The organism is Grimontia celer (assembly GCF_900055185.1).
Lineage (GTDB): Bacteria > Pseudomonadota > Gammaproteobacteria > Enterobacterales > Vibrionaceae > Enterovibrio > Enterovibrio celer.
Genome location: NZ_FIZX01000002.1, coordinates 433,560 through 455,045, shown reverse-complemented (window position 1 = coordinate 455,045; position 21,486 = coordinate 433,560). Strand labels below are relative to the sequence as shown.

Below are 21,486 nucleotides of genomic sequence, written 5' to 3'. Positions count from 1 at the left end.
CCCGCAGTCGCTCAGAGGTCTTTAAACAGACGCAGTGAATCGTAGATGGCAGCGTGAATATTGCGCTGCGCGCTGCAATCACCGATGCGATAAAGCAAGTAGCCCCCTGCATGTTCCGTAAATGCGGGTTGTGGCTCAAAGGCAAACAGGGTGTCGATATCTACCTGACCACGGTTACGGGAGCCTTCTTTGAGCGCATAGTAAAGCGCCTCGTCTGGTCTGACGCCGTTTTCAACCACCACCTGGTCGACCACGCGCTCTTCGCGCACACCTGTGTATTCGTTTTCGAAGCGGGCAATCAGTTTGTCACCCTCTTTGTAGACTTCTTCCAGCACCAGATCCGGCGTCATCACTACATCGCGCTCATAGAGACTGCGATAGTATGTGGGGAAGCTGGTGCCACCGACAGCGACACCCGGTTTGATGTCATCGGTGACAATTTCCACCAATGAGCCTTTCGCCGCGAGATAATCCGCGACAGACATACCCGCGAATTCGCAAATGGTATCGTACACCACCACGTTTTTGCCCGGCTCAACGGCACCGCTTAGAATGTCCCAGCTACTTACCACCAGACCGTCATCACCGCCCCATTTAGCTTCCTGATTGATAAACGGTTTACCGCCAACAGCCAGCACAACTACATCGGGTGATTCAGCCATAATGGTGGCTTCATCTGCCGCCGTGTCGAATACAAGGTTCACACCCAAACGGCGCAGTTCCAGATCGAACCAGCGGGTAATACCTGCGATTTGTTCACGTTGGGGTGCAGCGGCTGCCAGCGTGATTTGCCCGCCAAGTTCACGGTTTTTCTCAAACAAAGTGACCTGATGACCACGCTCGGCACAGACACGCGCCGCTTCCATGCCACCGGGGCCACCACCGACCACCACCACTTTGCGAATTGGGCCGTCGGTTTTGCTGATGATATGAGGTACTTTAGATTCACGGGACGTCGCTGCATTCTGGATACAGAGAACATCAATACCCTGATATTGGCGATCAATGCAGTAATTGGCGCCGACACATTGGCGGATTTGATCTGTCTGTCCCAGCTTCACTTTGGTGATGAGGTGAGGGTCAGCGATATGGGCGCGGGTCATACCGACAAAATCAATCAGGCCGCTTTCCAGCGCTCGCGCTGCCTGCACCGGGTCTTTGATGTTTTGTGCGTGCATCACAGGCACATTCACCACACTGCGAATACCTGCGGCGAGGTGAATAAACGGCTCTGGCGGGTAAGTCATATTCGGGATGACGTTCGCCAACGTATTGTGGGTATCACAGCCCGAGCCGACCACACTGAAGAAATCGATCATGCCGAGCCCATCATAGTAAGCCGCAATTTCTTTCATGTTCTCGTGGTCAAGGCCGTCAGGATGGAATTCGTCCCCCGTCATGCGGATGCCCACCGCGAAATCCGGTCCTACTTCCGCACGCACCGCTTTCAGAATTTCTACGCCAAAACGCATGCGGTTTTCGAAGCTGCCGCCCCATTCATCAGTACGACGGTTAACACGCGGACTCCAAAACTGGTCAACAAGATGTTGGTGAGCAAACGAGAGCTCAACGCCGTCCAAGCCACCTTCTTTTGCACGACGGACTGCTTGCGCGAAATCATCGATGATGCGCCAAATCTCTTCAGGTTCAATGGTTTTACAGGTCGCACGGTGAACCGGTTCGCGAATACCGCTTGGGCTCATTAGGGTCGGCCAGTTGCCACCGTCCCAACGAGAGCGCCGCCCCATGTGTGTCAGTTGGATCATGATAGCCGCGCCATGTTTATGCATGGCATCAGCGAGGTTCTGGAAATGTGGAATGACGTCATCAGTACTCACGTTCACCGAACTCCACCAATGCTGTGGACTGTCTATAGACACCGGGCTTGAGCCGCCGCAGACACACAGTCCAATACCACCCTTGGCTTTTTCCTCGTAATACTTGATATAGCGCTCAGTCGGCATGCCATTTTCCGTCGCATACACCTCGGCATGTGCCGTACTGATCACCCGGTTTCTGATCGTCAGCTTGTTGATCGCAAGCGGCTGAAAAATAGCGTCGAACTGAGACATTGCACTTCCTTATATTTGTTTTGAGGTCCTAGGTCCTAGGTCCTAGGTCCTACACAGATTTCAGAGGCCTAGATTCAGATTCAAACTCTTTGCTCTCCCTAGGACCTGCTCTTACCTGCTCTTACCTGCTCTTACCCAATCGGCTTCACTTCAAACAGTCCAAAATCACAGCCTTCTTCAGAGCCGCTTTGCAATTGCACTGCCTGGGTTTTGAACGGAAAACCGACGCTCTCCGTCACCTGATCCATAGCGCCGGCAAACCAACCTGTGAACATGTAATCCACCTTGCGGTTGACCTTGCCGTAGTAATACACGAACGCCGAGTTTTCGAGGCGCACACGGGCAATACCCTGGGAGACATCCAGATGCTCAATGAAGAACTGTCCCCAACCGCGCTGGGAAAGACGCCTCATGTAATGGTCGAACACTTCTGCACCTGATATGCCATGGGTCTCCCCTTCCTGTTCGCACCAGAAATAAGCGGATTTGTAGCCCGCTTTGTAGAGCAAATCCGCGTATTGATCTGCGCCAATCGCGTCTTCTACCGCAGCATGATTGTTGATGAAAAAGTGTCGGGGGACATAGAGCATGGGCAAGCCATCTGTGCTCCAAACGCCGGTTTCGTCGTCGACCTGAATAGGGATTTCCGGTGGATGATGACCCATTAATGCTTCCTCTCTTTCGCAGTCAGGCTTATTCGCCCCAAACGTCTTTAAGAACTTTGACCCAGTTACCACCCATGATTTTCTGCACTTTCTCTGGCGACCAACCGCTGTCGAGTAACGCTGCTGTTAAATTCGGAAACTCACCGACAGTGCGGATACCTTTCGGGTTAATGATTTCGCCAAATTTGGTCAGCCTTCTCGCGTAGCCTTTGTCATGGGTAATCCATTCAAAGAATTCCTGATCGTGGCCCTGGGTAAAGTCCGTGCCGATACCAACACAATCTTCACCGACCAGATCAACGATGTAATCGATGGCTTCGACGTAATCTTCGATGGTGGAATTGATACCGTTTTTCAGGAAAGGGGCGAACATGGTGACGCCGATAAAGCCGCCGTGTTCAGCAATGAACTTCAGCTCTTCATCGGATTTATTACGGGGATGATCTTTCAAGCCAAGTGGTAGGCAGTGTGAATAGCAAACTGGTTTTTTCGATTCCAGAATGACTTCTTCTGAGGTTTTGGGACCAACATGAGAAAGGTCGCACATGATGCCGACACGGTTCATTTCCGCGACGACTTCGCGGCCGTAACCGGACAAGCCACCATCGCGTTCGTAACAACCCGTACCGACTAGGTTCTGGGTGTTGTAGGCCATTTGCGCGATACCTACACCCAGCTTTTTGAAAATCTCGATGTAGCCAAGTTTGTCCTCAAACGCGTGAACATTCTGAAAGCCCAGCATGATGCCGGTTTTACCTTCACGCTTTGCAGCAAGAATATCTTCTGTGGTGTGTACCGGACGAATGAGGTCGCTGTTTTCACGCAGCAATTGGTTGAACTCGACAATGTTATCGACAGTGCCCTGAAAACCTTCCCAGACCGAAACCGTGCAATTGGCAGCCGTCAGCCCGCCTTTTGCCATGTCTTCAAACAGTTCCCGGTTCCATTTGGCGATAATCAGGCCATCAATAATGATGGAATCTCGATGCAGTGCTAGAGCATCTGACATGGGTGCGTCCTTTGTTGGTTTTTCCTTTCGTATATTTAGCCAACTTAAACAACACTCAGCTGATCCAGCGATGCGAATGCGACAGGATGTATTTGGAATGCGCCGCGAACGGCGCATAGAGGAAAACTTTGAATTTATTTTTGCTTTTTAATCAGTGCAGTAAGCGGATACAGGGTTTGTCCGATTACACCCTTCGGCATAGGCTTGGTGGTGCCATATTTTGCTGGCCAATGCTGTTTAGGCATGTGCATGGTGCCGAACAACCAGTCAAACAACACCAGATGCGCACTGTAATTAGTATCAATCGCAGGCTTTTCTGAGCTGTGATGCCAGTGATGGAATTGCGGCGTCACAAAGATATATTTCAGAACACCAAAGTGCATGCGGGTGTTACAGTGAATCAGCACCGCTTGCAGCGCTGCGAATGCCACGTACGCATTCAACGCTGCCTCTGAAGGCCCCAGCAAATACAGCGGCACCATCACCATTGCACGTTCTGAGAACACTTGAATGAAATGACCGCGCGAGCCAGCTAACCAATCCAGTTCTTCAACCGAGTGGTGAACCGCATGAACCGGCCACAGCGCTTTTACTTCGTGGAACAGGCGATGTTCCCAGTAAAGAACAAAGTCCGCGGCAATCAGAATCAGTACAAATTGAAAAATCACTGGCAAGGATTGTACTGACTCTTGCAATGAAGCACTCACTGCCCAGTCAAAGTGTGAAGTATGGTAGTTGGCGTAAATCAAGATGGCGGAAATCGCCAAATGGTTGAAGCAGAAATAGAAGAAATCCGTTTCCCACTCTTTACGCAAGATCACTTGGTTCTTGTACTTAGGCAGCAGTTTTTCCAGCGTCATAAAAATCGCCGCAGAACCCAAAAACGCCAGGATTAACCAATCCACTCCCAAGGAGAGTTCTTTCGGCTCAACCGGGCCAACAGGCACGGTATAACCCCCCAAAGCAAAAGCCACCAGCGTCAGCAGTATGCCGATACAACCCAGACGACGATACCTTTTCAGTAGGTGCGTGATGGCGCCAAAGAAAAGAGAAAAATACATGCCGTATTTCAGAACATGCTGCAGGCTTTCCGCATCGTAGGTTTTACGAAGTTCAGTCGTGGTGAGATAGGAAGGAAAGAGATAAGCCAGCACGGCAAGCAGCGACAAACCACCCAATATCACGGACAGATAGCCGCTGATTTTGCCTTCGCCAAGACGAAACGCGCGGTCGGTATCTAACTCAACCTGACGCTCCTGATACTGATACGGTTTGTCCTTCTTACACATCACTTGCTCCTGATACCGCAAAACTGATTCGAATTGATTGGTAGGTACTTTACGTGCTTCAAGTCAGGAGAAAAACGTTCAGGGAATAAGTAACAAAAAGCGCTACCCAAGGTAGCGCTTTTTGACACCGTAACCGGAAAAGACTTAGAACAAGCCCACAATCTCGCCATCATCATCCAGTGAGATGCTGAGTGCGGCGGGTTTGCGCGGCAATCCTGGCATGGTCATGACGTCACCACAAATCGCGACAACAAAGCCTGCACCCGCCATCAGGCGAAGTTCGCGCACAGGCAGTATGTGTCCTGATGGTGCACCAAGCTCCGATGGCTCTGAGGTGAAGCTGTAAGGTGTTTTCGCGATACAAACAGGAAGATGCCCATAACCTAACTGGTGGATTTCATCGAGTTGCTTTTGGGCGGCGATATTGAACTGCACGTCTTCCGCACCATAGAGTGAAGTGGCGACTTTGCGGATTTTGTCGTCAATTGGAAGATCATCTTCGTAGAGGAACTGCACATTTGGCGCTTCCCCATCCAGCAAAGCTTTCACTGCTTCGGCAACCGCTTTGGCACCGACACCACCTTCTGCCCAATGCAGCGCTTCTTCGACGCGCGCGCCCAAACTCAGGCAAACTTCTTTGATGACAGAAAGCTCTTTGGCATCATCGGTCGGGAAACGGTTGATCGCTACCACAGGCGTAAGGCCAAACTTCTGCATGTTTTCGATATGGCGCGTAAGATTGGCTGAACCAAGCTTCACTGCGTCAACGTCTACTGAATCAAGATTGTCTTTCGCGACGCCACCCTGCATTTTCAGTGCACGCACGGTACACACCAATACCGCAGCATCCGGTTTTAAGCCGGAGATACGGCATTTGATGTCGATGAACTTCTCTGCGCCCAAGTCTGCACCAAAGCCCGCTTCCGTCACCACAACATCGGTCAGACCCATGGCTGTGCGGGTCGCCATCACAGAATTACAGCCATGAGCGATATTGGCGAATGGACCACCATGGATAAGCGCTGGATTATGCTCCAAAGTCTGGATCAGGTTTGGCTGAATCGCGTCTTTCAATAGCACCGTCATTGCGCCTTCTGCGCCTAAATCACGTGCGGTCACTGGCTTGTTGTCGCGGTCGCGTCCAATGATGATGTTACCCAGACGTCGTTGGAGGTCTTTTCTGTCTTCTGCCAGACAAAGGATTGCCATGATTTCAGACGCCACGGTAATGTCGAAACCAGATTCGCGCGGCTGACCATGAGCAGGGCCGCCCAATCCCACTAAGGTATGGCGAAGCGCGCGGTCATTCATGTCCATCACACGACGCCATGATACTTTACGCGCATCCAGATTAAGCTCGTTACCCCAGTGAATGTGGTTATCAATCAAGGCTGCCAACAGATTGTGCGCGGAGGTGATTGCGTGGAAATCGCCGTTGAAGTGAAGATTTAAATCTTCCATCGGAATGGCTTGCGCACGGCCACCGCCAGCAGCACCACCCTTCACACCAAAACATGGTCCCAGCGAAGGCTCACGCAAGCATACGCTGGCGCTAACGCCGATAGCATTCAGTGCATCAGCCAGACCAATACTGGTGGTGGTTTTACCTTCCCCAGCAGGGGTCGGCGTAATTGCAGTGACCAGCACAAGTTTGCCCACCTTCGAAGTGGTATCAATCTGAGATAAATCCAGTTTGGCTTTGTAATGCCCGAACGGGATCAAAGCATGTGCGGCCACACCAAGTTTACGCTGGGCCACTTCAAAGATCGGCCAAGGTTTGACGGCACGGGCGATTTCAATATCCGGCGCGCCGGGTGGAGGTAAAGCTGTCATATTTTCAGTCACTAATACGGTATTATTTTGATTATTCATTAGAGTGCCCCAAATTTCACTATTTCAGAGTCTCGGCATCAAGATTAAATGCCGGGTTACTACCAGTGAATTGGATTATCTGGCTTTGTTAGCGAGCCATTCGGCGGATTGTTTCAGCCCACCAAACGGAAACAAATGGATCCCCTTCAACACAGATTCCGACCTATTCGATTGATAAACTGCCAGCCCTTCCAGCAATGAATCTGGCGTCCAAGGTCTCAGCAGCCTGACAGCATTTATGTTTTTGGTCAGCGCCTTTGCTGATGTTGCAACCCCGCACTGCGCCGCGTAAGAGAGCAGGTTTTTCAAACGCGTAGGCCCAGCGAGTCCGAGATAAACCGGAATGCCAGCAAGTATGGTTTGGTGTTCATCAAGCCACTGCTCCAAAACCGTCTGATCAAACGAGAATTGCGTCACCACCCAAAGGGATAGTCCGTGTTCTTTGGCATAATTTATTTTGAATTCAAGAGCATGTTTTAGCGCTGTTTGGTCGGCGTGGGGATGCCCTTCGGGGTGCCCCGCAACACCAAAGCTTTCAATGCCGTATTCCTGCAACAAACCAGATTGCAGAAGTTGCATGGTATCCGCATAAGGCCCCTGCACAGTTTCAATGTCGCCAGATATAAGCAGCAGTTGCTTTACGCCCAGCACATTGAGCGCTAATAACCATTCACGAAGTTTCTCTTCGCTCGGGACAGCGCGTGCAGGAAGATGAGGAACCGGAACCGCACCCCAAATCAACAAGGCTTTACAGGTGTCGAAAGCATCTTCAAAGTTTGAGGAGGGAAGAAAAGGCACGTACACACGGATACCTTCCGGTAGCCATTCAGGGCGGCTTTCCAATGCGCTCACTTGACGTGGTGTCGCCTCGAGGGATGCATGATAAATAAGCTCTGCCGCAGCAAAAGCAGGATCGGGAAGCTGAGGCATACAATCAACTTTGCCTTGTTCAAAATTCATGGTCATGAGCATTTCGCCAGAAAGTGGCGGCGCTTTGCACCGCCAGCAAATAGGTCAGGAAACAGGCGCACTGGTACGCGATTTCTCTACTTCCCGGGAGTTAGGATTCACGGAAGGCCGGAAGGGTATACTGACAACCTCGGCTTCGACAACCTCTCCGCCAAATTCCGTTGGCAACGCCACCCTGTATTTGGTACCGACATCCCGTCCATTCCAGGGTACATGGCAAAGCGCGATGTTGGTTTCCAGTTCTGGGCTGTACCAAGGAGATGTCACGTAGCCGACTGCATCATCACCCTCTTCGCCATAAATCAGCCAAAAATCGTTGGCGTAATCGATCACTGGCTCGCCACCAAAGACAATCCCAACCATACCAAGGGGATACGGAGATGCTCCGGCTTCAATTTGTACCCTGGCTTTCTCAAGTGCCGCCTTGCCTATGTAGTCGCCTTCTTTATCTTTCGGCACTTGATAGGCGAGGTTACATTGAAAAGGAGAAACTTCCTGATCAACATCCTGCCCCCAGGAAAGAATGCCAGCGGCAATGCGGCGGTGATGAGCGACTGCGGTCACTTTCAGATTATGTTTTTCACCTGCTTCCAGCACGCCATACCAGACTTTTTCCGCGTTCAACGTCGCTTCCAAGCAGTAGATTTCGTAGCCCTTTTCGCCGCTGAATCCGGTCTGGGAGATAATCACGTTAGCCCCATTGAGCGTACCTTCCATCAAACCATAAAAGGGAATATCACTAACTGCTGAGCCAAACAGATCCGTCATCAGCGCTTCGGATTTCGGCCCTTGGATTTGTACCGGACAGACATCAATTTCCGCAATGGTGACATCAAAGCCTTTGCCGATGTTCACGCCACGCAGCCAAAATTCGATGTCACTGTCTGAAATCGAAAACCAGAATTCATCTTCCGCAATACGCAAAAGCACAGGGTCATTCATGATCCCGCCTTCTTCGTTACACAAGATCACGTACTTTCCGCGCATGGGCTTGATGATATTGGCAGGGCGAGTGATAACGAAGTCGACGAACTTTTCAGCATCCGGCCCTTTCACCTGAATCTGGCGCTCAACCGCAACATTCCACATCGCCACATGGTTGACCAGCGCATCATACTCCGCCATCACGCCGCCTTGTTCTTTAGGAATATGAGCCCGGGGGTGATACATGCGGTTATAAATCGTGGCCTGCCAGCAGTCAGATTCGTAAGAGAGATGCCAATAGGGAGATTTTCTCACCCGTGTAGAGATCAGTAGTTCGACCGGTGTGGGACCCGACTGCCTGAGATTGATCGGCACTCGTCGATTAGATTGATCAACAGAGGTTGTGTGCCTGGCTTCGGCGGCTCGCTTCTGCATGGGTGTTTTTTCATTCATTGCATCTGACCTCCTTGTATTCGGAACCCTATCTACCTAAGACTCTGACATCCCTTATTGCAGATCCCGCTTCGTCCCTTGCTTGGGTGCTTCGCGCTCTGATTAGAAGCGCTTTCTTGAACCGATAGTGGATAGGCCTCATCCCTGCTGCCTAAATTGAGCCGTTTTAAACATCCGAGCCATTCAACACGCGACACGGTAAAAATGAAAAGCGTCAATCCATCGCAGTCAATTGACGACGAATTCCGCTAATCATCGTAAAATGGAAGCACTTGAGAAAAAGGGATACCTCCATGCCACGGATTTTATGTTTTGGTGATTCAAATACTTGGGGTTACAACCCTTCAAATGGCTCGCGCTGGGGCGAGGGCATTCGCTGGACTTCACGCCTACAACTCGCGCTCAACATTGGCAAAGACGACGGCCCCAAAGACCGTTTTGTGATTATTGAGGAGGGTCTCAACGGGCGCACCACAGTGTGGAATGACCCAATGAAGCCTTACCGCGATGGAAGTGCCGCTCTGCCCATGCTGCTGCTCACACACCGCCCACTGGATTACGTGATGATCACACTCGGTACCAATGATTTGAAATCCCAGTTCCCTTCCGAGCCCGCCTGGATTGCAGAAGGCATTCGCAAACTGATTGGCCAGGTCAAAGAGTGCGACAACGCAGGCCATCCAACACCACGTATTTTGATTGTTTCGCCTGCACCAATGAATGACGCCAACAACTGGGCTTCAGGTTTTCGTGATGGTCGAAAGAAGTCTCTTGAGCTTGCGAGCTTTTTCCGTGCAGTGGCAGAGGAAGAAGGCTGCAGTTTCTTCGAAGCAGCCACCGTCTGTGAGGCATCACCTATTGATGGCCTCCATCTTGATGAAGCAGGTCATGCGGCATTGGCTGATGCACTGACGAAAATTCTTCGTTAAATGAGCTACAAGGTGTTTGGCACCGTACTAAAAACAATTACTCCAACAAATAAAAAGAAGACACGATTTATGTTTAAAGCGCTTTTGATTGCAGCCTCCCTTTTTGGCCTGACTGCCTGCCAATCCGTTCCTGAAGGTGTTGAGCCTGTCACCGGATTTGACGAACAACGCTATCTTGGAAAATGGTACGAGATCGCAAGACTCGATCACTCCTTCGAACGCGGTCTTTCTTCGGTTTCCGCAGAGTACACACCACGCGAAGATGGCGGGATAAACGTTATTAACCGCGGTTACAAGGATGAAGACAAAGAATGGAGTGAAGCGTTAGGCCGAGCCTACTTTGTCGGTGAACGTGATGTCGCTCATTTGAAAGTCTCCTTCTTTGGCCCTTTTTACTCGTCTTACGTGGTGTTTGGATTAGGTGAAAACTACGACTATGCCTTCGTCTCAGGCTTCAATACAGATTACCTATGGTTGCTAGCGAGAACACCAGAGGTTTCGGAAGAGGTAATGCAGAAATTCATCGAAGCTGCCAAATCCCGAGGCTTTGATACTGAAGCCCTGATTTACCCTACCCACAGCGAGTAGGCGTCTAAATTATTCGAAGTTGATCGCAAAACTTCAGTCCTCTTAGAAAGCAAGTAACACGTGCTTTCCGCGCTTGAAATGACATTCAAACTATTTAATGAATGGCCGCTTTGAGTAACTTTAAGCGGCTAATTTCATTACAATTGGGTGACAAGTCTAATTTTCTGGTTAATTTTTGCGCCAACTCTGCCGCCTATGGCACCAAGCGCTACACTTCGATTGACTGAAACAATCCGTTTCAAAACCAGATTGTTTCCTTGAGTCGCTTTCTGATTAAATAGCCCAACATTAATAACAAAAAAGTCAATAACAATGCCTATTACAACCGATACTCCGGCGACGCGTGATGCACTCGCCAGACTTAACAACGACGCTATAAACTCGATGGACAACGAGGGCAACTGCACGGTGAAAGTGAGTGATCTTTCCACCCTATTGGCTGCCTATAAAATTGAACTTAACAAAGCCCGCTCGCTGAAAAAATCCCTGTCTGAAACGTCAGAGGTCTAAACTCAACGCCGCGGTCGCAGAACACTGAGATCTATGCCGATATCACTGACAAAATCTACCCATCCTGACGATTGGCGAACAATTGAAGGGTTTCTTTTCGAAGCCATTGAAAGACTCGAAGGCGCGGGGATCCCTCTTTGGGAGCGTGAAGAGGTCTCGGTGTCTGCACTACAAAAAGCATACGGCGATGACAGCCTGTATCTGGTCAAAGAAGAAGACCAGATCATCGGCGGTGTCTTCATCCTCGAAAGAGATGCTCTTTTCTGGCCTCAAATCACTGCTGATGACTCTTTGTTTTTTCACAAACTAGTGATTGGCGACGCCTTTATCACCCGCGGTATTGGTCATCGCGTTTTACAGGCTATGGTGGACCTAGTTAAATCAGAGGGGAGACAGTGGCTGCGCTGTGATTGCCACGGTGACAGACCGAGGCTTCGTAATTTCTACGAATCGTTCGGTTTTTATTTTATTGACCGGCGGGAAATCGAAGGCTTCGATGCCGCGCTTTACGAATATCCCTGCCTGTAACCAGCGCTGATTTCGACATCATAAAATCTCAATAATGAAACATTGGCTATGTTTCCTATACTCACTAATAACCAAATAGTTAGTAAGGGACTTTGTGATGAAATTCTTACGCTGGATATTGGTGTCCTTTCTCGCGCTACCATATACCGTTTTTGCTGAAGTCGGCGTCACTGACACCACCATAACATTAGGCATGAGTAATGCCCTTTCCGGCCCAGCCTCGGGTTTAGGCACTGGGGTGAAAGCGGGTACCCTCGCCTACTTTGAGAAAATTAACCAGCAAGGCGGCGTTCATGGCAGGCAGATCAAGGTCATTTCCCTTGATGATGGTTACGAGCCGGATCGCGCAGCCAAGAATGCCAAGAGGCTGATTTACACTGACAAAGTCTTTGCCCTCGTCAGCTTCGTTGGCACACCCACTTCAAAAGCTGTCGTTCCCGAAGTGAACCGCGCAAAAGTCCCTTATATCGGCCCTTTCACCGGCGCAGAGTTTCTCCGCACCCCTGCGAATCCAAATATTTTTAATATCCGCGCCAGCTACTTCAATGAAACCGAAAAGCTGGTTAACCATTTCATCAATGATTTGGGATACAAGAAAATTGCCGTGTTTATTCAGGACGACGGCTATGGCGCAGCAGGTAAAGCGGGCGTGCAGCGCGCGCTCAGAAAACGCGGTCTCAAAATCCATGCGGAAGGCAGATATACCCGGAATACCTTGGATGTCGAGCAAGGGCTGAACAGCATCATGAGCAAAAATCCGGATGCCGTGATTTTAGTCGGCGCCTATAAAGCCTGTGGTGCTTTCATCAAACTGGCGAATCAGAAAGGCTTTGACGCTAAGTTCGCCAATATCTCTTTTGTGGGCACTAAAAAGCTGATTGCAGAACTGGGTGCTGATGGCAACGGCAGTTATATATCTCAGGTCATGCCTAACCCAGATGAAAGTGACCTTCGCATTATTGAAGACTTCAAAAAAGATCTCGCCGCCCAAGGTGTTGATAGCCCTTACTACACCCAACTGGAAGGCTATTTGAATGCCATGGTGATTGTTGAAGCCTTACAGCAGGCTGGTCAATCACTCACCCGTTCAAATTTTGTCAGTGCGATGGAGAACATCAGCAACAAGAACTTTGGCGGTCTTAACGTGAACTTCAGTAAGTCTGATAGACAGGGCCTGGACGATGTATACCTGACGAAAATCGAGAATGGCAAAGCGATTCCAGTCAACAGTATGAAGTGAAGCCATGAATAAGTGGATGTCGTTTTTTAAAGGGTTGTCGCTTAAGTACCGGATTCTTGTTCCCTTAATCGGGAGTATCACCGCATTGCTGGTTTTGGCGGCTGTGTTCTTCCACCACATGACTGCGCAAGAGCTTTCCCAAATACAAAAAGGGAAGGTTCAGTCATTGGCCAACTTTCTGAATCAATCCAGCAAGACATACATCATGAATTATGACTTGTCGGCGTTGGAGGAGTTTGTTCAGGTTGGAATGAAAGATCAGGATATTGACCATATCCAGTTTATGGACAGCCTTGGGGTGCCTTACACAGAAACTGCCCCCAAGGAAACCAATGAAGGGGCATTGAAGTATTCGGAAGAAATCCTCTCTCCTGATGGTACTTTGCTCGGTGTGCTGAATATTACCTACAACGAAAAGGCCTCAACGGCGGCATTGCAAAGGAATCTGCAAGTGGTGCTGTTTTGCTTTGTCAGCATCATCGTTCTGCTTTGCCTGATCATCTACTTCGTTTCAATGCGACTTTCTAAGCCGCTCATTTCAATCACCAAAGACCTCGCCTATGTATCTGAAGCTGCTCAGGAGAATTCCCAGCTTGTTCTACAAGGCGCCAAAGACATTGCCAATGGGGTTGAGAAACAGCGAAGCGCGCTGGATTCCAACGTATCTGCCATGTCTGAAATCCGGGAGATGGTGGAGCGCACCAATGAGAACGTCCTGACCTGTCTGGATGTGTCCAAAGGCACGTTAGCGCTCAGCTCTGACGGTAGCAAGAACATGGACAAAATGGCGCATTCGGTCGTGCTGATTGAAAACTCCAACAAGCAATTGCAGGAGATAAACGAGATCATCAGAAAGATCTCCGACTACACCAAGGTCATTCATGACATTGTTTTCCAAACCAAGCTGCTGTCGCTCAATGCTTCTATAGAAGCCGAGCGTGCAGGTGAGCACGGACGCGGGTTCGCCGTTGTGGCTCAGGAAGTAGGCCAGTTGGCCTTAATGTCGGGTCAGGCATCGCAAGATATCGATAAGCTGCTGAAAGACTCGATGGTCACTGTTGGCCAGATAGTGCAAGACACAGAGTTACGGGTGAAGGAAAGTAAGGCGCTTTCGGAGCAAACCCAGGTCAGTTTTTCGAATATCTCCAACAAAATTGAAGGGCTGGCGCAGGAAATTGATTCCTTTAGTCAGGCGTTCAACCAGCAAATGAAAGGCCTCATTCAGGTGAATTCTGCCATGGAGTCCATGACAGGAATCGTCAACAACAACCACCAGATTGCCAATGAAACCTCGGAAGTTTCGATGAGTTACAAAGAGCAAAGCCTAAAACTCAAACAAGTGACTGAGACCATCGAAGATCTCATCAAAGGTAACCGGCAAAGCTAGGGGCTGTTGAAAGAAACTTCCCCCATTTCAGTTCTTCTTTTTTATAGAAAGGAGAGCTGTAATGAGAAAAAGCGTCATATCAATCCTGTCCCCTCTATTGCTGTCTGTCATCGCGACGCCAGCTTTAGCACAGGATAAATACAAGGATTTTGGTTTTGTCGGTGCCGGAGTGACTGTTGGGGAATCGGTCTTTTCAAATCAAGGCACAAAGGCAGGGGCAGAGCCATACCTGTTTTACAACAGTGAACATGGCTTTATTGATGGCAGCTTGTTCACTTACAACCCCATCCCGTTTATTGGCCTTTCCGGTAACCTGCGCTTTGCAGAAGTTTCTGACGATTTTGACGACATTCCCTCAGGGATAAATAACCGCGATGGCAACGGCGAGCTTGGCGTGACTATCGGCACTGTCGGTGCCCGCCTCACCTATCTTCATGATGTCACCAACGAGCACAATGGCTACGAAATCCAACTTCATCTTGGCCGAGCGTTCGACACGCCCATCGCTGACTTTGTCTTGTCACCTTACGTGGAAGTGAATTATCGCGACGAGAAGCTTTCCCAGCATCTGTATTCCATCTCAGCCCAGGAGTCTTCTGCCTCTGGCTTGGCTGAATTCAGCGCTGACGAAACCTGGGTTTACAAAGGCGGTGTTATCGCCCTTTACGATCTTTCTGAAAACTGGCTGGCCATTTCTGAAGTTGCACTTGAGCACCATGATAGCGACAGCCCCCTTGTACAAAACGATTTGGGTTGGGAGTTCAGCCTTGGGGCTGTCTACAAGTTTTAGGGGCTGTAGACAGCCCCTAGACAGGCTTATTACACTGATGGAGCAAGATCATCGGCGCTCAACACACCCTCTTCCATCAGCCCTGTCAGTAGTGCAGTACACTTTTCCCGGAGCATATCCCGCAGCAGCCTTGCTGCGGGAGTGATGGACTGACGACTGGGGAAGACCAACCATAATTCAGTACTGACAGGTGGTGTCTCTCTCATCAGATTCACTACCCTGCCCGCCATCAAGTCTGCTGCCATATCCAACGAGGACTTCGCCGCAATACCCTTCCCAGCAACACACCAGCGGCGCACCAAATCTGCATCGTTTGATGCGCGGTTTCCACTGACCCGAACCTTCTGTTTACAATCACCACCATCAAACTCCCAGACATCATGCAGCATGTCACTCAATTGAAACAGCAGCGCATTGTGTTCTGTCATGTCCTGGGGATGTGATGGCACGCCATATTTTTCAATGTATTCGGGCGCCGCGCAAAGCAGTCTTGGTACGTGACAGATTTTGAAGCCATACACGTTACTCTCCCCTGGCGAGCCATATCGTAGTGCGATATCTATAGCATCCCGATAAAAATCCACATTGCTGTCGCTGATGTTAGTACGAAGGGTCACCCCAGGGTGCGCATCTATAAATTCATCCAACCAAGGCAGGACAACGTTTCGCCCTAGATCTGATGACACAGCAAGACGCAATTCACCGTCGATGATATCCAGTTCATCTTTCATGTTGCGGTTTGCTTGCTCCAGCATCTGGAGAGCTTGTTCACATTGCGGAAGGTATCGCTCACCCGCACTGGAAAGGCGAAGACTACGTGTTGTACGAACAAACAATTCGACACCTAGTTCATGCTCCACCCGCTTTACGGCGGCGCTGGCCGTTGCCGTTTGCATGTCAAGATGCGTGGCAGCAGCCGTAATACTGCGAAACTCTGCCACCTTAAGCACAATCTGAAGATCGTTAATCTGCATAGTCTCATTCTCAAATTTATTTTGATAATAAATTTAATATTACGCTGTTTATCATTAACTCTCCAACCCCTAATCTTTCCCCATCAAAACAAAAACACATTCGGAGAATTAAAATGAAAGCCATTGGATACGCAAAAAGCCTCCCCATCTCTGATGCAGAATCTCTGATTGATATCGAGCTGCCTCAACCTATTGCTGCTGGTCGCGATTTGCTGGTTAAAGTCGGTGCGATTGCTGTTAACCCTGTGGATTACAAAATTCGACAAAATGTCGCTCCCGAAAACGGTGGTCATAAAGTCATCGGTTGGGATGCGGTAGGTGAAGTCGTCGCAGTCGGTGAGGAAGTCTCAAACTTCAAGGTTGGCGACAAGGTTTATTATGCCGGTGATTTGCTGCGACAAGGCAGTAACGCCGAATACCAATTGGTGGATGAGCGCATTGTTGGCCATAAACCGAAAAGCCTGACCGACGCCGAAGCGGCAGCATTGCCACTCACGACCATCACTGCCTATGAGTTGTTGTTTCATCATCTGGCACTGCCGCAAACAGCTAACCAATCTGAGAAATCAGAAGAGGTATTGCTGGTTGTTGGTGCGGCTGGTGGGGTTGGTTCTATTCTTGTGCAATTGGCGAAACAACTTACTGGCGCAACGGTGATTGGCACAGCTTCCCGCGAAAGCTCGCAGGAGTGGGTGAGAAATCTTGGCGCTGACTATGTGGTTGACCACAGAGAAGCACTGCAGCCACAAATCGAAGCACTAGGTGTGGGCGCGGTCACTCATATTGCCAGCCTGAACGCCACAGAGTCATACTTTGAAACCTACACAGAATTGCTCGCTCCTTTCGGCCACATCGCGATGATTGATGACCCGAGCCATATCAATGTGATGCAGTTGAAGAACAAGAGCCTGACGTTACACCTCGAATTTATGTTTGCGCGTTCCATGTTTAACGCAAAAGACATGCAAAAACAAAGCGATCTGCTAAACCATGTAGCAGAGCTTGTTGACCTCGGCCGTATTCAAACCACTGCGGGCAAAAACCTTGGAGCCATCAACGCAGCGAACCTGCGTAAGGCGCACGAAGAGCTCGAATCCGGCACTGCCATTGGCAAAATCGTGCTGGAAGGATTCCAATAAAAAATAATTAGGAAAGAAGTCATGAGTAAATTAACGATTGTTGCCAACATTATCGCCAAAGAAGACAAAATCGAGCTGGTTAAAGCTGAGCTTCTGAAGCTGATTGAAATCACTCGCGCTGAAGAAGGCTGCATCAACTACGACCTGCATCAGGACAATGAAAACCCAGCGCACTTCCTGTTCTATGAAAACTGGGAAAACCGCGAGCTGTGGCAAACACACATGGGTAACCAACACTTGGCAGATTACCTGGAAGCCACAGATGGTGCGGTAGAGACCTTTACAGTCAATGAAATGACAGTGATTGGTTAATCACTAAAAACAGAAAAGGGCTGCGAAGCAGCCCTTTTTAATCGCTAAGTGCAACTAAGCAAATACCCAAGTATGCAGTAATCTTCCTGGTGTAAACGCCAATGCTCCCGCTACCAGAAGCGCCAACACATACAAAATCACCATGCCTTGCTGATGTTTTTTCACATTACCCCTTCTAATCGCCATTAAGGATTCAGGCACGGTGTAAAGGGTGACAATACTGAGAATATGAATATAGCCAAAGTGGTAGAACACCTGAGGCCCCACTTGCGCTGGGATAAATAGTGTTGAGATAGCGGTCGCTATCATGAGCAGCATATATATCTTACCAAGCCGCTTATGAAGAGGACTCCCTTTTCTGCGGGCAAATAAATAGGTTCCCAGCAAAAATGACAGCACTGCCGTTACCAGATGAAAATAAATCAGCCCCAAACTTTCCATGTTCTCTTGTTCCCCTTCAGATCATCTCTCCAGAAACACGCAGATAGCGAGCTACTTTCAAGCTTTCGGCGAAGGTATCAAAAGCCAGAGTTGGCTTCAGAAGTAAGAGGATGCATAGCGAGTGACCTCTCAATCAGACCTGCCGAAGATTCAAGCTATCAACAAATCGGACTGTGGACAGGACAGAAATTGCTATATCGCGTGCGGAATGGGTTTTAGGTAGCCGCCGCTAAACAGTCGCAGCTAGACTTTTGTTATGTTATAACATTTCAAGTAAAGAATAACTTGGAGACTGTCCATGATAGCGGAAATCGAAACAGCAACCCGGCCAGTGACGGTTCAGAATACCCACCCAGAATGCCTGACCGAAATATTCCGGGAAGACGTGAATCTTACCGTCTGGCAACGCGAGCTTTCGCAAGATTGCAGAGAGTTTGCCGACCAGTTCGCTGCACGTGTAGGAAAATACAATCGCTTTGTCACACTCGAAAATTCGCTGTCTATCTGGGAACTTCTGCCTAAATGGGCTTTGGAACTCAAAGGCATAGAAAGCTGGTTAGCGGATGTGGAAGATGTGATCGAAATGTATCGATGCCTTTTTGAGCCCGACGCATTAGGCGTTCGCCTGCAGGTGTTGGATACAACCATGTGTCCGCGTTTCCATATCGACCGTGTCCCAGCGAGATTGCTGGTCACATACTCTGGTCGTGGTACGGAATGGATTGATGAGAATGACGTTGAGCGCTCTAGCTCACCGGGGCAATTACCAGAGCAATCTGTCGCCCCTTCTGGTATCAAAGAAATCCCAACCGGGGCCGTGGCGATATTGAAAGGTGAAGCCTGGGTCGGCAATGAAGGCCGAGGTATTGTTCATCGCTCTCCCGCTCCCGGAAGTGCCCCAAGATTGCTGCTCAGTCTGGATTGGCTATCTTAACTGATAGCAAAAAGCCCGAGTTACCGGGCTTTTTCAAATAGTCCTCTTATTCCCCTTTTACCGTCCATTGCTTCAGAGACGCTTCAGTTTTCTCACAATTTTCCAATTTTAGCGGACGCTTTACCCATGGGCCTGCTGGTTGCGTCTTTGAATCCACGATCACACAGAGTGACTGATCTTCATTAAGTCGAAGCGTGCGGTCACCGCTGTTAAAAACAAATTGCTGACGCGGATGATCGCTGCACTCCAGAAGTGCAAACACATTCCATCCGTCTGCCATCAGAACCTGCATACAATGACCCTCGAATGCCCAAGACTTCACCTGACCGCTTTCTTTGTCATAGCTAAAGCGCGCGTCATTGTCTTGATAATCTCTTGGTACCCCTTCTTTTTCTGGTTTACAGGTGTGGGTTTGCACAAGGTCGCTTTTACCCCGACCCAAGGTATCAATGCAAAACCCATAACCGTTTGGCTCGTCTAAATTCTGGCTCAGAACGATGTAAGGTCCAGGGTTCGGAACTGTGGGCGCTTCAGCTTGGGCAAAGCCACAAAATGCCAGCAGTGCGCTGAGTAAGGTGATCTGTTTCTTGTGCATGTCTATTCCTTTCTACACGTGTTGGTTAGCCTTCTGACTAAAAACTTCTGACGAAGCCAGCAATATTAATTGTCACAGGCTTTTGGCTTTTTGCTGGTAAAGATATGTAAATGTTCGAAAAGAACGGGCTCTACCATGCGAGATTATTCAAGACCATATGGTCGTAATTAAGCTAGTCAGAATAGTCTTCATACACCTTTTAAAAGCGTTCTGATAATGCTTAATTTATATCAAGAGGTAGATTTCATATATGGCTTCTTCCAATCACATTCATAATTTGAGAACCCCTACATTCCATCGCCTTTTCCATCAGCTTTTTAGCATCTTTATACTTAGGGTGATAGGACAAAAGCCAACTTAAGTTACTGACTGAATCAACGCATTGTCCATTTAGGAAATACATTCTACTAAGATGATAACGACCAAAAACATGTGCCGGATTTAAATTCATCGATTTTTCAGCAGCTTCTTTAGCTGAATTAACATCCTGAGAAATATCAAAGTATAGTCTCGAAAGATCTAACCAGGCTTTATGATTGCCAGGATTAATATCAACGGATTTAGCGACAAGTGATATATCCCGTGAGGAAACCCCTTTATAGTGATAGTAATCTGATACGCTGGAGGCAATACTTAAACTAGGAACAAAAAAGAATGCATAGAGGAAAGTCTTTTTAATAGTTAATAAACGCCCACATACCAGACCGCTCCTACAAGATATAGTTGAAAATAAAACAGCCCCGAAAATATAACTCAGTGGCGAGAGATATACTTGGCTTAGAAGCGAATGAAACAAAAAGGCAGAAAAAGGAATGACTAACCAGTAACATCTTTCTTTAAGTACGGTTTTTATAACATTTATAGTCAAATAAAAATACAATAGAATTATAGAGATTAATCCAAACCATCCCAACTCCGTCGATATCTTCGCAAAGAAATTGTGAGGTGTCTTTAATATTGTCCTTTCATCAACATATACAGATGCCTCTTCATCCCCGATCTTCGCATAGAAAGGATGAAAGTATTCGAACTGATTTACCCCTACTCCAAAAGGATTGTCTTTGGTCATATCAATACTGTTCATAAGCATCGTCATTCTAGGCTGATAGGCGGCAGAAGGCGTTTTTACAACTTGCTCCAACGAAGCCATCATATTGACTGAGGTAGATTTTTTTCCTGTAATGAGATCTGTTTGCATACCTAAATACAGACCACTAAGAACGATAAAAAATCCTATGGAGTGAACTAGAGTCCTTTTGCTTTTCTTCTTTTCTAAAATTAGTAAAAGCAACAAGTACAGAATAAACCCAAGCATTAGCCCTATAACCGTTGCCCTGATATCTGAGAGTTTTAGTATATAGAGTATTGAAATGATTGCTAAAGTTGCCAAAATACGATAAAGGAATTTGACTTTTATATTTAATATGAATATTAAAATAACTGGTATCCAAATATTAAAAACATGACCGGCATTGTTAGTAAATCCTATCGGAGTAAATGCACCATTACTAGTAGGAACATCCATGTATCTCTCAATGAAGTATGCAGAAGAGAAAACAATCCCAGAGAGCACAGAAGACATAGTCAATAAACCGACTCTCTCATCAAATGAATACTCCTCCCGAATTAACATTAAAAACACTCCAAAAGCTATAAATCTTAGAATAAAACCCAGAGCTGAGGATAAATTCGACACCCATATTAGAGATGTCAGCATGAAATACGACATTGCCAAAAATACAATCACTGGCACTGTCAACGGAATTTCTAATTTTCTCGCATGAAGAACTATAAAAAATGAAATTAGTATATCTATGACTAGCCACTTAGGTACATCATGGCTATACATAAAATTACTACTGTGCA

22 protein-coding genes are annotated in these 21,486 nt (G+C 48.2%); 11 read left to right on the top strand and 11 right to left on the bottom strand.

Annotated elements, in window-relative coordinates; all coding sequences use genetic code 11:
* Nucleotides 1–11: 11 nt before the first annotated feature.
* From GCE9029_RS12215 to GCE9029_RS12185, 7 genes are all read right to left on the bottom strand, one after another.
* Entirely contained in the window at nucleotides 12–2,072 is a 2,061-nt protein-coding gene (locus GCE9029_RS12215; RefSeq protein ID WP_062663530.1) for an NADH:flavin oxidoreductase, read from the bottom strand.
* Nucleotides 2,073–2,203: 131 nt separating this feature from the next.
* Nucleotides 2,204–2,737 carry a DUF5943 domain-containing protein gene (locus tag GCE9029_RS12210; protein ID WP_062663529.1) on the bottom strand — a complete coding sequence of 178 codons (534 nt, stop codon included), beginning with the start codon at nucleotides 2,735–2,737 and terminating at the stop codon, nucleotides 2,204–2,206.
* Between the two features lie 28 nt (nucleotides 2,738–2,765).
* Nucleotides 2,766–3,746: a dipeptidase gene (locus GCE9029_RS12205; RefSeq protein ID WP_062663528.1), complete on the bottom strand. Its 981-nt coding sequence runs from the start codon at nucleotides 3,744–3,746 to the stop codon at nucleotides 2,766–2,768.
* Between the two features lie 134 nt (nucleotides 3,747–3,880).
* A complete protein-coding gene (locus GCE9029_RS12200; RefSeq protein WP_062663527.1) occupies nucleotides 3,881–5,035 on the bottom strand; it encodes a sterol desaturase family protein in 1,155 nt (384 codons plus the stop codon).
* Between the two features lie 144 nt (nucleotides 5,036–5,179).
* Nucleotides 5,180–6,868 carry a formate--tetrahydrofolate ligase gene (locus tag GCE9029_RS12195; protein ID WP_368664810.1) on the bottom strand — a complete coding sequence of 563 codons (1,689 nt, stop codon included), beginning with the start codon at nucleotides 6,866–6,868 and terminating at the stop codon, nucleotides 5,180–5,182.
* 114 nt (nucleotides 6,869–6,982) lie between these two features.
* Entirely contained in the window at nucleotides 6,983–7,873 is an 891-nt protein-coding gene (locus GCE9029_RS12190; RefSeq protein ID WP_157487811.1) for a methylenetetrahydrofolate reductase, read from the bottom strand.
* A gap of 48 nt (nucleotides 7,874–7,921) precedes the next feature.
* Nucleotides 7,922–9,253, bottom strand: a complete 1,332-nt coding sequence (locus tag GCE9029_RS12185) for a glycine cleavage T C-terminal barrel domain-containing protein (RefSeq protein ID WP_062663525.1) — start codon at nucleotides 9,251–9,253, stop codon at nucleotides 7,922–7,924.
* Between the two features lie 293 nt (nucleotides 9,254–9,546).
* Between GCE9029_RS12185 and GCE9029_RS12180 the strand changes: the two genes are divergently transcribed.
* The 7 genes from GCE9029_RS12180 (at nucleotide 9,547) to GCE9029_RS12150 (ending at nucleotide 15,225) form a co-directional block, all read left to right on the top strand.
* Nucleotides 9,547–10,182: an SGNH/GDSL hydrolase family protein gene (locus GCE9029_RS12180; RefSeq protein ID WP_062663524.1), complete on the top strand. Its 636-nt coding sequence runs from the start codon at nucleotides 9,547–9,549 to the stop codon at nucleotides 10,180–10,182.
* A gap of 69 nt (nucleotides 10,183–10,251) precedes the next feature.
* Nucleotides 10,252–10,770: a lipocalin family protein gene (locus tag GCE9029_RS12175; protein WP_062663523.1), complete on the top strand. Its 519-nt coding sequence runs from the start codon at nucleotides 10,252–10,254 to the stop codon at nucleotides 10,768–10,770.
* A gap of 312 nt (nucleotides 10,771–11,082) precedes the next feature.
* The gene (locus GCE9029_RS12170) at nucleotides 11,083–11,280 is read left to right on the top strand and encodes a hypothetical protein (protein ID WP_062663522.1); all 198 of its coding nucleotides are present in this window, start codon (nucleotides 11,083–11,085) and stop codon (nucleotides 11,278–11,280) included.
* Nucleotides 11,281–11,313: 33 nt separating this feature from the next.
* The gene (locus GCE9029_RS12165; protein WP_062663521.1) at nucleotides 11,314–11,808 is read left to right on the top strand and encodes a GNAT family N-acetyltransferase; all 495 of its coding nucleotides are present in this window, start codon (nucleotides 11,314–11,316) and stop codon (nucleotides 11,806–11,808) included.
* 97 nt (nucleotides 11,809–11,905) lie between these two features.
* Nucleotides 11,906–13,048: an ABC transporter substrate-binding protein gene (locus GCE9029_RS12160; RefSeq protein ID WP_062663520.1), complete on the top strand. Its 1,143-nt coding sequence runs from the start codon at nucleotides 11,906–11,908 to the stop codon at nucleotides 13,046–13,048.
* Nucleotides 13,049–13,052: 4 nt separating this feature from the next.
* Complete coding sequence (locus GCE9029_RS12155; protein ID WP_062663519.1) at nucleotides 13,053–14,435, top strand: methyl-accepting chemotaxis protein; 1,383 nt, start codon at nucleotides 13,053–13,055, stop codon at nucleotides 14,433–14,435.
* Between the two features lie 61 nt (nucleotides 14,436–14,496).
* Complete coding sequence (locus GCE9029_RS12150) at nucleotides 14,497–15,225, top strand: MipA/OmpV family protein (protein WP_062663518.1); 729 nt, start codon at nucleotides 14,497–14,499, stop codon at nucleotides 15,223–15,225.
* Between the two features lie 29 nt (nucleotides 15,226–15,254).
* On the opposite strand, the gene GCE9029_RS12145 is transcribed toward GCE9029_RS12150, so the two are convergent.
* Nucleotides 15,255–16,199 (bottom strand): LysR family transcriptional regulator, encoded by a 945-nt coding sequence (locus tag GCE9029_RS12145; protein ID WP_062663517.1) that lies wholly within the window; start codon nucleotides 16,197–16,199, stop codon nucleotides 15,255–15,257.
* 113 nt (nucleotides 16,200–16,312) lie between these two features.
* Here GCE9029_RS12145 and GCE9029_RS12140 point away from each other — a divergent pair, with 113 nt between their 5' ends.
* On the top strand, nucleotides 16,313–17,338 hold the full coding sequence (locus GCE9029_RS12140) for a zinc-binding alcohol dehydrogenase family protein (protein ID WP_062663516.1): 1,026 nt from the start codon (nucleotides 16,313–16,315) through the stop codon (nucleotides 17,336–17,338).
* Nucleotides 17,339–17,359: 21 nt separating this feature from the next.
* Nucleotides 17,360–17,650 (top strand): putative quinol monooxygenase, encoded by a 291-nt coding sequence (locus GCE9029_RS12135; protein WP_062663515.1) that lies wholly within the window; start codon nucleotides 17,360–17,362, stop codon nucleotides 17,648–17,650.
* 54 nt (nucleotides 17,651–17,704) lie between these two features.
* Here GCE9029_RS12135 and GCE9029_RS12130 read toward each other — a convergent pair whose 3' ends face one another.
* Nucleotides 17,705–18,091: a DUF2306 domain-containing protein gene (locus tag GCE9029_RS12130; RefSeq protein ID WP_062663514.1), complete on the bottom strand. Its 387-nt coding sequence runs from the start codon at nucleotides 18,089–18,091 to the stop codon at nucleotides 17,705–17,707.
* A gap of 298 nt (nucleotides 18,092–18,389) precedes the next feature.
* On the opposite strand from GCE9029_RS12130, the gene GCE9029_RS12125 reads away from it, so the two are divergent.
* Nucleotides 18,390–19,025 (top strand): DUF1826 domain-containing protein, encoded by a 636-nt coding sequence (locus GCE9029_RS12125; RefSeq protein WP_062663513.1) that lies wholly within the window; start codon nucleotides 18,390–18,392, stop codon nucleotides 19,023–19,025.
* Nucleotides 19,026–19,071: 46 nt separating this feature from the next.
* On the opposite strand, the gene GCE9029_RS12120 is transcribed toward GCE9029_RS12125, so the two are convergent.
* Together GCE9029_RS12120 and GCE9029_RS12115 are read right to left on the bottom strand one after the other, a co-directional pair.
* Nucleotides 19,072–19,620, bottom strand: a complete 549-nt coding sequence (locus GCE9029_RS12120) for a ricin-type beta-trefoil lectin domain protein (protein ID WP_062663512.1) — start codon at nucleotides 19,618–19,620, stop codon at nucleotides 19,072–19,074.
* Nucleotides 19,621–19,864: 244 nt separating this feature from the next.
* Complete coding sequence (locus tag GCE9029_RS12115) at nucleotides 19,865–21,145, bottom strand: O-antigen ligase family protein (RefSeq protein WP_062663511.1); 1,281 nt, start codon at nucleotides 21,143–21,145, stop codon at nucleotides 19,865–19,867.
* Between GCE9029_RS12115 and GCE9029_RS26530 the strand changes: the two genes are divergently transcribed.
* Nucleotides 21,144–21,404, top strand: a complete 261-nt coding sequence (locus tag GCE9029_RS26530) for a hypothetical protein (RefSeq protein ID WP_062663510.1) — start codon at nucleotides 21,144–21,146, stop codon at nucleotides 21,402–21,404. The genes GCE9029_RS12115 and GCE9029_RS26530 overlap by 2 nt on opposite strands.
* Nucleotides 21,405–21,486 lie beyond the last annotated feature (82 nt).